The organism is Murinocardiopsis flavida, from assembly GCF_003014485.1.
Lineage (GTDB): Bacteria > Actinomycetota > Actinomycetes > Streptosporangiales > Streptosporangiaceae > Murinocardiopsis > Murinocardiopsis flavida.
Genome location: NZ_PYGA01000003.1, coordinates 164,920 through 177,533 on the forward strand (window position 1 = coordinate 164,920; position 12,614 = coordinate 177,533).

The following is a 12,614-nucleotide window of genomic DNA, read 5'->3' on the forward strand; positions in this document are numbered from 1 at the left end:
CAGGTTCGCGGTGCGCGCCTTCCGCGGGGCGGGCGCCACCCATAGCGTTCGGTGTATGGACAGCGACACACCCGCCCCCGATCCAGCCCCCGATCCCGGCGCGGCCCCCGGGGCCGACGCCTTCATCCGCGCCCTCCCAAAGGTCGAGCTGCACGTCCACCTGGAAGGGTCGATGCAGCCCGAGACACTGTTCGCGCTGGCCCGCAAGCACCGGGTCGACGGGATCCCCGCGACGCTCGCCGACCTCCGGTCGTGGTACACGTTCCGCGACTTCCCGCACTTCGTCGAGGTGTACCTCGCCTCGGTCCAGGTGCTGCGGGAGGAGTCCGACTTCGCCCTGCTGACCGCCGACGTCGCCGAGCGCCTCGCGGCGCAGCGCGTCCGCTACGCCGAGGTGCACGTCAGCCTGTACGGCCACCTGATGCGCGGCATCCCCGCGCACGTGGTGTGGGCCGGGCTCGAACACGGCCGCCGCGCGGCGGAGCGCGACCACGGGATCCGGCTGCGCTGGATCCCCGACTTCCCCGGCGACTACGGGCTCGACGCCGCCGAGAGCACCCTCGACTCCGTGCTGGCGGCGCGGCCGGACAGCGTGCTGGGCTTCGGCGTGGGCGGGATGGAGGTCGACCTCACCCCGTTCGCCGGGGTGTTCGGCCGGGCGGTCGCCGACGGCCTGCACAGCCTGCCCCACGCGGGCGAGAGCACGACCGCCGACCAGGTCTGGTCGGCGGTCCGGGCGCTGCGCGCCGAGCGCATCGGGCACGGCATCAGGAGCGTCGCCGACCCGCGGCTCATGGCGCATCTGCGCGAGACGCAGCTGCCGGTGGACGTCTCCATCACGTCCAACCTGCGCACACGCTCGGTGGCGCGGGCGGCCGAGCACCCGCTGCCGCACATGCTGGCCGCCGGGCTGCTGGTGACCCTCAACACCGACGACCCGCCCATGTTCGGCACCGACCTGACGAACGAGTACCGCACGGCGCACCGGCTGGGACTGGACCTCGGCGCGCTGGCGCAGCTGGCGCGCAACGGGGTCGCGGCGTCGTTCCTGGACGCGCGGGGCAAGCGGGAGATCACCGCCGAGATCGACGCCGTGCTCGCCGCGCACACCACCTGAGGAGGCGGCGGTGTGCGCCGCTCCCCTGCGGGAGGCGCGGACTCCGGTCCGGGAGCCGCGGCCTCCGCCGCCCCCCGGCAAGACTGGAATGACTCCTTTTCTTGAGTCACTCCAGTTTGTGTACTAAACTGCGATCACATGGACGACGCCACTGACCTTCGCGAAGCCGGGCTGCGGGTCACCGCGGCGCGGCTCGCGATCCTCGAAGCCGTGCGCGCCGGCGACCACTCCGACGCCGAGCACATCGCGCGCGATGTGCGGGCCAAGGTCGGGCACGTGTCGACCCAGGCGGTCTACGACGCGCTGCACGCGCTGACGGGAGCCCGCCTGCTGCGGCGTATCGAGCCGGCCGGTTCGGCGGCGCGCTACGAGGCCCGGGTCGGCGACAACCACCACCACCTCGTCTGCCGCCGATGCGGCGCGGTCGCCGACACCGACTGCGTTGTGGGCCTGGCCCCGTGCCTGGTCCCGTCCGATACGCACGGCTTCACCGTCGACGAGGCGGAAGTGGTCTTCTGGGGCGTCTGTCCGCAATGCCAGGTGGGGAGCGGAGATCCGCGGGGGGACGGCGCCGCCAAGCGCGCGCCGTGATCCAGACAGTCTCCGCTGTGCGCGACGGCCATCGGCCCGGATTCCGCACGAGTGTCCGGGTGCGCCCCATCCCGAAATTCGAAAGGTGCGAGCAGTTGAGCGAACGGGTTCCCTACACCACGGACGATGCCGGCCTCCCTGCGCCGAGTGACCGGTTCTCCGAGTCGGTCGGCGCCAACGGCCCCCTGCTGATGCAGGACCACTACGTGATCCAGAAGATGGCGCACTTCAACCGCGAACGGGTGCCCGAGCGCGTGGTGCACGCCAAGGGCGGCGGCGCCTTCGGCGAACTGGAGATCACCGAGGACGTCAGCGCCTACACCAAGGCGTCGCTGTTCCAGAAGGGCGCGAAGACCCCGCTGCTGATCCGCTTCTCCACGGTCGCGGGCGAGCTGGGCAGCGCCGACACCGCGCGCGACCCGCGCGGCTTCGCGCTGAAGTTCTACACCGACGAGGGCAACTACGACATCGTCGGCAACAACACGCCGATCTTCTTCATCCGCGACCCCTCCCAGTTCTCCGACTTCATCCACTCGCAGAAGCGCCGCGCCGACAACCAGCTGCGCGACCACAACATGCAGTGGGACTTCTGGACCCAGACCCCCGCCTCGTCGCACCAGGTCTCGTTCCTGATGACCGACCGCGGCACCCCCAAGTCGTGGCGGCACATGCACGGCTTCGGCAGCCACACCTTCATGTGGTACAACGCCGACGGCGCCAAGTTCTGGGTGAAGTACCACTTCAAGACCGACCAGGGCGTGCAGAACCTCTCCGCCGACGAGGCCAAGGGCATCGAGGCCGCCGACCCCGACGCCCACCGCCGCGACCTGTGGACCGCCATCGAGAACGGCGACTTCCCGTCCTGGACCGTCAACGTGCAGATCATGCCGTTCGAGGACGCCGCGGAGTACCGGGTCAACCCGTTCGACCTCACCAAGGTGTGGCCGCACGAGGACTACCCCGAGATCACCATCGGGAAGTTCACCCTGAACCGGAACCCCCGCAACTACTTCTCCGAGATCGAGCAGGCCGGGTTCGAGCCCTCGAACCTGGTGCCCGGCATCGCCATGAGCCCGGACAAGATGCTCCAGGGGCGGCTGTTCTCCTACCCCGACGCCCACCGCTACCGCATCGGGCCGAACTACCTCCAGCTCCCGGTGAACCAGCCGAAGGCGCCGGTCAACAGCTACAACTTCGACGGCCCGATGAACTTCGAGGCGAAGTCCGACCCGGTGTACGCGCCCAACACCGCCGGCGGGCCGGTGGCCCAGCCGGAGCGCTACGACGGTGCCGGCTACCACGTCTCGGGCGACATCGTGCGCTCCGACTACGCGCTGCACAAGGAGGACGACGACTTCAGCCAGCCGCGCGCCCTCTGGGAGAAGGTCCTGACCGAGGACGAGCGCACCGCCATGGTCGGCAACATCGTCGGCCACGCCTCGGCCCCCGAGGTCACCGGCGACATGAAGAAGCGCGTCGTCGAGTACTGGACCAACATCCACCCCGACCTCGGCGCCGGTGTCGCCAAGGGCCTGGGCGTCCAGGGCTGACGACGACCCGCCCGGGGCGGACCCCGTAGGACCCGTTCGCCGATGGCCCCGGCGGGGAGCAATGCTCCCCGCCGGGGCCATCGCTTTTTGTCCGGCCGCGCCCCGGATATCGGCGTCGTAACGGAACAACTTAGTAAATTAGTAGTAATTGACATTCGGTTGCCGCGGGCCCGTTTTCGCGGTACTCCCGGCACGTGCGCGCGCAGGGGAGTGAGCGGGATCGGTGTTCCGCGTGTCGCTTTGGTGCCGCCCTGAGCTGGCCATACGACGCAAAGTCGGGCATTTCACGACTGGTATTCGATCGAATTCGGTAATTCGCTGCAAAGCGCCCCCCGTGTCTGCGGCTTGCTGGTAGCGTGTCGATCCGTCGGCACGGCGATGCGTGTCCGACCGTTGAACTCGCGGGCGCTCACTGCCTTATCGGCTGGGCCGCGAGCCGGAATGAACCGCACAAAACGACCCAGGCCCCGGCCGCGATCGTCACGCGCTCAGTACTCCAATTCCCGCGATCCCGATGGGACCGGAGCGTCACTGATCCCACCGAACGTGACACTGCGCCCGCACGTGGCCACATCTGGTAACGCAGTCAGCGAAAGGTCCTCCCCTAATCATGCGCAAGACGCTATATACGTCCGCATCCGCCATCCTGCTCGCGGCAGGGCTGCTCGGCGGGCCGGCGGCCCACGCAGACCAGACGACCGACGGCTCCGGCGGCGTGGCGAGCGGGAACCAGGTCAACGTCCCCGTCGATGTCAAGGCCGACCTGTGCGGCAACTCCATCGCCGTGCTCGGCATCTCCAACGCCCAGTGCACGAAGGTCGCCGAGGTGCTGTGGGCGTCCAGCGACAAGGGCAAGCAGGCACAGCAGGACGCCGAGAAGGAGGACGGCGGGCAGGAGACCGACGGCTCGGGCAGCGTCGCGGGCGGCAACCAGATCAACATTCCGGTGGACGCCGCCGTCGACCTCTGCGGCAACTCCGTCGCGGTCGCCGGGGTCTCCAACGCCCAGTGCACCAAGATCGTCAAGAAGATCGCGCGGTCCGAGAAGAACAAGGGCGGCGGGCAGGAGACCGACGGCTCGGGCAGCGTCGCGGGCGGCAACCAGATCAACGTCCCCATCGACGCTGCCGTCGACGCCTGCGGCAACTCCATCGCGGTGCTCGGCGTCTCCAACGCCCAGTGCACGAAGGTGATCAAGGTCATCGAGAAGGCGCCGGAGAACAAGCAGTCCGAGCGCGGCAGGGAGTCCAACGAGTCCGACGCCGGGAACAAGGGCGGCGGGCAGGACACCAGCGGGTCCGGCAGCGTCGGGGGCGGCAACCAGGTGAACGTCCCGGCCGACGCCGCGGCCGACATCTGCGGCAACTCCGTCGCGGTCCTCGGCCTCTCCAACGCCCAGTGCATGAAGAAGATCAGCTCCGGCGAGAAGCCCCACCCGAAGCCCACCACCGACCCCGGCGGCAAGGGGCCGCAGGACGAGCGGAAGCCGGACGCCACCGCCAAGCCCAGCGCGAGCCCGTCGCAGGATGAGCGCACCGCGAGCCCCGACCCGAGCGCGGCCCCCGAAGCCGACGCCAAGAAGCCCGCGGGCGGCCTCCCCGTCACCGGCGCGGCCCTCGGCGGCCTCGTGACCGCCGCCATCGCAGCGGTCGGCGGCGGCGCAGCAGCGATGTACTTCGCCCGCAAGCGCAAGTCGCGCGCCACCGAGGAGTAATAGGCGGTCCCCACGAAACAGCGCGGCCCCGGTCCCATGGGACCGGGGCCGCGCTGTTCAGTCGATCGGACCGATTCCTTGGAGGATGACCTGTCCATCGGGCCAGCCAGCGACCACTTTGAGATCGTGAAGTGAGGCTGCCTCCTTCTCTGCGGAACCAGCAGGGATCGCACCGGCACGCGGGTGCTCGGCCTGACCGATCCACCGCCGGAGAAACTCAACTGGAGGCAGCCCATCCGCCTTCGCCTCAAGCTCGCGGTCGACCCACGGAGACCTGGCATTGACTCCGTCGAATCCGGAATCGGCACGGTGTAGGAATCTCGCGGCATCCTCGCTCGTCGATGCCCAGAGATAGCCGATTAGGACGCCGCGCAAGAGAACGGGAAGGTATCGCACGGCGGTTGTGGTGGTGTAAGCGTATCTGGGATCCGATTGGACTAGATCCCATTTGGGGGGATCCCATTCTATTGCGCGATCCCACGGAAATTCGGATTCTCGATTCAACGAATTGACCTCTGTTCGTGTTCATGATTAGGACTTGTTCTTTTGGAATCCATGAATTAATTTATTGCTATGGAATTACCTCCGCTTTGAGGATCCATATTCCTGTACTGGGATCCTGGTATACGTCAGTGAACCTGTATTTTGTGTTTCTCGGAAGAATCATTTCTCGCTGGTCATCGTATTCGCTATTTTTTCCAATCCATGTCCCATGACTTCCCTTGGGGACGTTTATTTCGATATGGTATGGGTGATGTTTGAAGGCTGGCTCGGATCCTAGTGATCCAGATGTGTACCCTGCTTCCTGATGGGTTTTTCCCTTGAGGCTTGTGGGATCCCCATTGTATCCGGAGAAGAAATCCAGCTCGGATACCCCTCGCTTTAAATCAACGCCCTCCGGAAGGGGGTTCTTCAGTCCGTTATCGATCTTCGAAATCTGGTCCTCGATACTATCGAGGGTTTCGGGTGCATTGCTGGCCGTCGGTTTCGGGCCCTTTATCCATCGTTGGTGCCAAGCTTCAAATTCACCCCCGCTCGTATTTATCAATCTTTTTATTTCTTCAATTCGTTCCTTTCTGTTTGGGGATCGGAGAATTCGCTGATAAGGCCATGACCTATGAGTGTAGCTCTTTACGGCATTTTTGAGATCTGGATCAAGGTCTTTGTACTGATGGCCTAGTACATTTTCACCGTATTCCTCCCCATCAGGATTCGAAGTGAATCTACGAGTTCCATTGGAATCTACACGACCCGGAATATTCTTTGAAGCAAGGGTGCTGGGTTTGGGGGGTTCTGGCTTCGACAGTCCCTTGCTGAGTTTTCCTGCGATGCTTGGGCCCTTGGCGATCGGCATCATTTCCAGGACCGACATTCCGACTCTGGATATGCACTTTCCGTAATCGCCCTTGGCGCAATCGTTGCGTGCGGCCTGGTTGACGAGTAATCGGCTGGGGCTCAGTGGCCCATCCCACACGCTGTAGGATATGGAGTCGTTTATCGTTCCCAGGCCCGCCTTGAAGAGGCTTCCGTTGCTTTCCTTGAGGTTCTTGGCAACGATCTCTGTCAGTCCGTCGGCGTGTGCGCGAACGGCCTTCTTTGACGAGTCCCACGCCGCCTGGGCCATCTGCTGTGGGTGCAGCGCCGTGTTCACGCTGCCGGCGAGCATGTCCTTCCACAGATCGCCGAGCATTTTGTTGCTCTGCGTATACTGCTCTCCGAACCAGCCGAAGTCGTCACCACTCAGCCCGGCCTGCTGCAATCCCAGCCGGAGCGCGAGGTTGCCCGGAAACATATCGGTGCCGTAGACCTCGGGAAGGTGCTTGTCCGGGTCGAGCCAGACGTCGTGGTTCGACAGGTCGTCGAACCAGTTCTTGCCGCCGAGTCCCTCCAAGATGTTGACGCCCGGGTTGAAAGGGCCTCCGACGCCTATGGAGGTCATGTTGAGACCGCGGAGGGCGCCGCCGCTTCCGCCGCCGCCCTTCCCCGCGTCTTTGGACGCGGCTGCGCCGCCGGGCTGCGGATCGCCCTTGGATGGTTTTCCGCCTTGGGGCTGCGGGTCGGCTCCCGTGCCGGGAGGCTGTGGGCCGAGTCCCGGATCGTCGCGGGTCGCGCCGGGCTGCTGGCCGACCGGGTCGCCTTCGTCCGGCACGGTCAGTTTCTCCAGGGCGCCGGTGACGCCGCCGGTAATGGACGTGGTGATGCCGGAGTTGATGAGGCCGGCCAGGATCGCGGCGGCCAGGACGATGGTGGCCGCGTATTCGATCAGGCTCGCGCCGCGTTCGGGGTCGTGGATTCTGCGCAGCATGAATGAACCGCTTCGTAGTCGGGGGTAGCTACAAGCGATGAGGAAAGGTCAGGCGGGGGCAGGGCGCGCGCTCTCCTGGGTTCCGCTCGGTCGCGGGAGGAAAAGGGGCGGTGCTACGCGCCGAGGAGGTGTGCGCGGGTCCCCTTCTTGAGGGCGAAGATCAGGATCAGTACGGGGAAGGTCATCGGCAGGATCCCGGAGTCGACCCCGGCGGCGATGGAGACCAGCGCTGTGAGCGCGCCGCCGATGCCGTAGAGGACGATGATGCTGAACAGGGCGACCCCGCCTTGTGGCAGCAGCATCGCGAGCAGGAACGCCACCGCGCCCGGTACGAACACGAATCCGATGATGAAGAGGAACGCCAGCACGTTGGTGGCGTACAGCACCAGCGTCCCGGCGGTCCCGAGGAGGGACATCGCCGCGAAGACGTACAGGACGATGCTCAGCACCCGGACGTCGCGGTGCAGGTGGCGGAATGGAACGCGGGTCGCGGTCATGTCATTCACCCGCCGAGCTGAATGTGTCGCCGGCACATGTGGTCTGCTCAAGGCGGGGCGGGACCTGCGCGATCCCGGTGTTGTTGCGTGGCATGGGGGTGCCTCCGCGCGATATAGGGGGATGTATGCGCCTCACGCTAACCCGGTGTCGCCGGAGTGTCACCGGGTTAGCGTGCGGCGTGTGCGGCCAGGGCGGCTCCGCTGCGCGGTTCGGTCGGGAGCGGTGGCGTATCCCCAGGTCCAGCGCACGGTGGCAGACGGTTCCACTGCTGACCGTTTTCGGACACGGGTTGGGGCGTCGGGTGGGTGGGATTGGGTGGGGCCGTGTGCGGGTGGTGGTGGGGTCTCATAGCCTCGGAGGCGTGCTGAGGGTATTGCTGTCGCCGCGCATGCTGGCGTTCCACGCGCTGGTGCTGCTCGTGGTGCCCTCCTTCATCATGCTCGGGCAGTGGCAGTTCCACCGCTGGGAGGGCAAGGCCGCGGCCGCCGATCTGGCGGAGGCGAACCTCGACTCCGCCCCGGTGCCCGTCGCCGAGCTCATGGCGCCAGGGGACGACGTCGCGCGCGCCGACCGCTGGAAGCAGGTCACCGCGACCGGACGCTACGACACCGACCATGAGCTGCTGGTCCGCAATCGCGACGGCGAGAACGGCGTCGGGCTCTACGTGCTGACCCCGCTCGTCACCGCCGACGGCACCGGTCTGCTGGTGAACCGCGGCTGGGTGCCGCAGCCGCCGACCGCCACCAGCAGGCCCGACGTCCCCCCTGCCCCCACGGGCGAGGTCACGGTCACCGGCCGGGCCCAGTTCAGCGAGTCCGAGGCGAACACCGGCATCCGCGAGCGCGGGGGCCTGCCCGAGTCCCAGATCATGGTCATCGACGTCGGCAGGATCGCCGGGGCGCTGGACTACCCCGTGTACGGCGGTTTCGTCGAGCTCACGGGGCAGGATCCGGAGTCCGACCCCGCACCGGAGATGGTGCCCGTTCCCGAGGTCGACACCGGGATGCACCTGTCGTACGCCGTTCAATGGTGGGTCTTCACGGTGGTCGCCGTCGTCGGCTGGGTGTTCCTGGTGCGCCGCGAGATCCAGGACGCCGCCGGCGGTTCCGACAGCGGGCCGGACGGCGGATCGGACGACGGGCCGGACGGCGATCCGTCGGGCGGCGCGCCGGTCTCTGCCTCGCCCGTCGGCGCAGCGCACGGGTCCGACGGCGGCGGTCGGTGACCGGCCCGGCGGATCCCGGCCGCGTCGCACGGATCGCACGCCGCCCCTCGGGGCCCGAGGAGAGCGCCCGCGCCAGCCGCCTGTGGTGGGAGCGCGAGGCAGACGACTACCAGGCCGAACACGGCGAGTTCCTGGGCGACGCCGGGTTCGTCTGGGGTCCCGAAGGGCTCACCGAGTCGGCGGCACGGCTGCTCGGCGACCCCGCCGATCTGCGGGGCGCGCGGATCCTGGAGGTCGGCTGCGGCGCCGGGCAGTGCGGCCGGTGGCTGCGCGACCAAGGGGTGCGCGCGGTCGTCGGGTGCGACGTGTCGCACCGCCAGTTGCAGCACGCCGCGCGGATCGACGCGGCGACCGGCCACGCGCTGGACACCGTGCAGGGCGACGCGCAGCGGCTGCCGTTCGCCGACTCCTCCTTCGACGTCGTGTTCTCGTCCTACGGCGGCTACCCGTTCGTTCCCGACGCCCCTGCGGCGCTGCGCGAGGCGGCGCGGGTCATGCGCCCAGGCGGGCGGCTGGTGTTCTCGGTGTCGCACCCCGTCCGCTGGGGCTTCCCCGACGACCCCGGCAAGAACGGGCTGACCGCGCGCGAGTCCTACTTCGACCGCAGGCCCTACGTCGAGGAGGACGCCCGGGGCCGCGCGGTGTACGTCGAGCACCACCGCACGGTCGGCGACTGGGTGCGCGCCATCGCCGCCGCCGGATTGGAGCTGCGCGACCTGGTCGAACCGGAGTGGCCCGAGCGCAACTCCCAGGTGTGGGGCGGCTGGAGCCCGCTGAGGGGCCGGCTGCTGCCGGGGACCGCGATCTTCGCCTGCCGCAGCCCCCGCTGAGCCCAGGGCGGCCCGGCGTCCGAGGGTGGTTTGGGGGTGGTTCAGCGGAGCCGTTGCGTTCCCCGCCGTGCACTGCCCGCCGCTGCGCTGCGCCGTCAGTCGGGCGTCCCGACGTCACCCCCCGCCGTCCCGGCGGCCGGACGTCCGCTCCTGCCGGTGTGCTCGGCTGAAGATGAAAAGTTCCTCACTTTCGTTTCATGGGCGAATGCGGGCGGACCGGGCACACTGGGCGCCCATGAGACCAATGCACCGTTTCGCGCTGCTCATAGCGGTTGCGGCAATCGTCGTGGGCGGGGTCTCCGCGGTGTGGGCGCTGAACCGCGACACGACCCCGTCGAAACCACCCGAAGAGGTGGTCGTGGGCGAGTCCAACCCCGAGAAGCGCCCGAAGCCGCAGGGCCCCGCCTCCCCCTCCCCGAGCCCGTCCCCTGACCCGTCCCCCACATCAGGTTCGCCCGATGACGGTGTCGTCGACCCTCCACCGGCCGTGACCGGGGACGATGATGACGATGACGACGACGGCGGCGATGATGATGGCGATGATGACTGAGCGCGGCAGCGACCGCCCCGATGACGACACGATCCCCGATCTGCAATTGGAAGACACCACAGGCGGCCCCCGCGACTCCGCGCACACCGGGCCGCGCCGCATGCCCGCGCGGGTCCGGATCATGGCGTGGGTCGTGCTGCTCATGACGGCCCTGCTCGTGCTGGTCAACGTGGTCACCTGGCAGGCGCTCGGCAGCGAGGTCGACGGCCGGATCGACCGGGCTCTCACCCAGGAGATCGACGAGTTCCAGGAGTTCGCCGCCGTAGGCGTCAACCCCGAGACCGGCAGCGGCTTCACCGACGTCTCCAGCCTGCTGGAGACCTACCTGGTGCGCCAGCACCCCGACCGCCACGAGATCATCTTCGCCCACGTCGACGACGTCCCCGGCGCGCAGGTGCCCACCGGCCGCATCCGCCAGGGCCAGGAGCCGCTGGTCGACGTGTCCACCGACTCGGCGGTGCGTACGACCATCCTCGACTCCACGCACAGCCGCGGTTCCGCCGAGACCCCCGAAGGGGAGCTGCGCTGGGAGAAGGTCCGGGTCGAGCCGCCCCGGGGCTCCGACAACCCCGGCGGCTGGTTCATCATCGGGTTCTTCGCCGACGTCGACCGCGAGGGCGTCGACCAGACGGTGCGGACCCTGCTCCTGGTCAGTCTGATCGGTCTCGTGCTCACCGGCGCCTCGGCGTGGTGGGTGGCCGGCCGCATCCTCGCGCCCATCCGCCTGGTCCGCCAGACGGCGGCGCACATCACCGAGGAGGACCTGACCCAGCGCATCGACGTGCCGGGCAACGACGACGTCGCCGCCCTCGCCGAGCAGTTCAACGCGATGCTCGACCGGCTGGAGGAGGCGTTCTCCGGGCAGCGGCGCTTCGTCGACGACGCGAGCCACGAGCTGCGGACGCCCATCACCATCGTGCGCGGCCACCTGGAGGTGATGGGCGACTCGCCGGAGGAGCGGCGCGAGGTCGTCCGCCTGGTCACCGACGAGCTGGACCGCATGACCCGCATCGTCGAGGACCTGCTGCTGCTCGCCAAGGCGCAGCGGCCCGACTTCCTCCACTGGTCCAAGACCTCCATCGCGGAGTTGACCAGCGACATCGACGCGAAGGTGCGCGCGCTGGGCGAGCGCGACTGGCGGCTGGAGTCCATCGGTGAGGGAACCGCCCGGCTCGATCCGCAGCGGGTCACGCAGGCCATGGTGCAATTGGCGCACAACGCGGTACGGCACACGGAGCCGGGCGACCTCATCCGGGTCGGCTCGGCGTTATCGGAGGACGGCACAACGGTGGACTTCTGGGTATGCGACTCCGGCCCGGGGATCTCCTCAGCGGACCAAGAGCGGATCTTCGACCGCTTCTCCCGCGGCACCGGATCCTCCCGTGACCGCAGCGGCGCGGGGCTGGGGCTGGCCATCGTCCGGGCGATCGTCGAGGCGCACCGCGGGCGGGTCGACATCGACTCCGCTCCGGGCCGCGGCGCGGCGTTCACCCTGCGGTTCCCGCTGGGGCAGGGGGGTGTGCGCTGATGAGCAGGATCCTGGTGGTGGAGGACGAGGAGCGCATAGCGTCGTTCGTCCGCAAGGGGCTGTCGTCCAACGGGTTCGCCGTTACGGTGGTCGACTCCGGGCGCGACGCGGTCGACTGCGCGCTGACCGGCGACTTCGACCTGCTGCTGCTCGACCTCGGCCTGCCCGACGAGGACGGGTTCGCCGTGCTGCGCCGCATGCGCCAGATGGGCGCGGTGCTGCCCGTCATCATCCTCACCGCGCGCGACGGCGTCCGCGACACCGTCACCGGTCTGGAGATCGGCGCCGACGACTACATGACCAAGCCGTTCCGCTTCGAGGAGCTGCTGGCGCGGGTCCGGCTGCGCATGCGCGCCGACCGCGGCGGCGACCTCACCGTGCTGCGCGCCGGTGGGCTCGCCCTGGACCTGCGCACGCGCCGCGCCGACACCGGCACGGCCACCATCGATCTCACGGCGCGCGAGTTCGCGCTGCTGGAGCTGCTCCTGCGCCACCCCGACCAGGTGCTCTCGCGGGAGCAGATCCTGTCGCACGTGTGGGGCTACGGCTACGACCCCGGGTCCAACGTGGTCGACGTCTACATCCGCGCACTGCGCAAGAAGATCGGTGACCAGCACATCGAAACAGTCCGCGGAATGGGCTACCGCCTGAGCCCGAGCAAAGCGGCGTAGGGCTGGGGCATACGGCCGGAGCGTACGGCCGTCAC

Annotated in this window: 11 protein-coding genes; 9 read left to right on the forward strand and 2 right to left on the reverse strand. The window is 68.3% G+C overall.

Annotated features, from left to right (window positions below):
• Nucleotides 1–55: 55 nt before the first annotated feature.
• The 4 genes from add (at nucleotide 56) to CLV63_RS05880 (ending at nucleotide 4,972) form a co-directional block, all read left to right on the forward strand.
• Nucleotides 56–1,117, forward strand: coding sequence for an adenosine deaminase (add, locus tag CLV63_RS05865; RefSeq protein ID WP_106581857.1), 1,062 nt, complete (start codon nucleotides 56–58; stop codon nucleotides 1,115–1,117).
• A 138-nt stretch (nucleotides 1,118–1,255) separates the two neighbouring features.
• Complete coding sequence (locus CLV63_RS05870; RefSeq protein WP_106581858.1) at nucleotides 1,256–1,708, forward strand: Fur family transcriptional regulator; 453 nt, start codon at nucleotides 1,256–1,258, stop codon at nucleotides 1,706–1,708.
• Between the two features lie 95 nt (nucleotides 1,709–1,803).
• Nucleotides 1,804–3,258 carry a catalase gene (locus tag CLV63_RS05875; protein ID WP_245928597.1) on the forward strand — a complete coding sequence of 485 codons (1,455 nt, stop codon included), beginning with the start codon at nucleotides 1,804–1,806 and terminating at the stop codon, nucleotides 3,256–3,258.
• A gap of 610 nt (nucleotides 3,259–3,868) precedes the next feature.
• Nucleotides 3,869–4,972, forward strand: coding sequence for a chaplin (locus tag CLV63_RS05880; protein ID WP_106581860.1), 1,104 nt, complete (start codon nucleotides 3,869–3,871; stop codon nucleotides 4,970–4,972).
• A 571-nt stretch (nucleotides 4,973–5,543) separates the two neighbouring features.
• Here the strand turns inward: CLV63_RS05880 and CLV63_RS05885 are convergent.
• Nucleotides 5,544–7,277, reverse strand: a complete 1,734-nt coding sequence (locus CLV63_RS05885; protein ID WP_106581861.1) for an ADP-ribosyltransferase — start codon at nucleotides 7,275–7,277, stop codon at nucleotides 5,544–5,546.
• Between the two features lie 113 nt (nucleotides 7,278–7,390).
• Nucleotides 7,391–7,774 (reverse strand): hypothetical protein, encoded by a 384-nt coding sequence (locus tag CLV63_RS05890; protein WP_106581862.1) that lies wholly within the window; start codon nucleotides 7,772–7,774, stop codon nucleotides 7,391–7,393.
• Nucleotides 7,775–8,136: 362 nt separating this feature from the next.
• On the opposite strand from CLV63_RS05890, the gene CLV63_RS05895 reads away from it, so the two are divergent.
• The 5 genes from CLV63_RS05895 to CLV63_RS05915 all read left to right on the forward strand — a co-directional run bounded on the left by CLV63_RS05895 (nucleotide 8,137) and on the right by CLV63_RS05915 (nucleotide 12,579).
• The gene (locus CLV63_RS05895) at nucleotides 8,137–9,000 is read left to right on the forward strand and encodes an SURF1 family cytochrome oxidase biogenesis protein (RefSeq protein ID WP_281260695.1); all 864 of its coding nucleotides are present in this window, start codon (nucleotides 8,137–8,139) and stop codon (nucleotides 8,998–9,000) included.
• Nucleotides 8,997–9,830 (forward strand): class I SAM-dependent methyltransferase, encoded by an 834-nt coding sequence (locus CLV63_RS05900; RefSeq protein WP_106581863.1) that lies wholly within the window; start codon nucleotides 8,997–8,999, stop codon nucleotides 9,828–9,830. Before CLV63_RS05895 ends, CLV63_RS05900 begins: the two co-directional genes overlap by 4 nt.
• 235 nt (nucleotides 9,831–10,065) lie before the next feature.
• Nucleotides 10,066–10,380 (forward strand): hypothetical protein, encoded by a 315-nt coding sequence (locus CLV63_RS05905; RefSeq protein WP_106582092.1) that lies wholly within the window; start codon nucleotides 10,066–10,068, stop codon nucleotides 10,378–10,380.
• Nucleotides 10,373–11,908 (forward strand): sensor histidine kinase, encoded by a 1,536-nt coding sequence (locus CLV63_RS05910; RefSeq protein WP_394339750.1) that lies wholly within the window; start codon nucleotides 10,373–10,375, stop codon nucleotides 11,906–11,908. The genes CLV63_RS05905 and CLV63_RS05910 overlap by 8 nt, the downstream gene beginning before the upstream one ends.
• Complete coding sequence (locus CLV63_RS05915; RefSeq protein ID WP_106581864.1) at nucleotides 11,908–12,579, forward strand: response regulator transcription factor; 672 nt, start codon at nucleotides 11,908–11,910, stop codon at nucleotides 12,577–12,579. Before CLV63_RS05910 ends, CLV63_RS05915 begins: the two co-directional genes overlap by 1 nt.
• The last annotated feature ends 35 nt before the right edge of the window (nucleotides 12,580–12,614 follow it).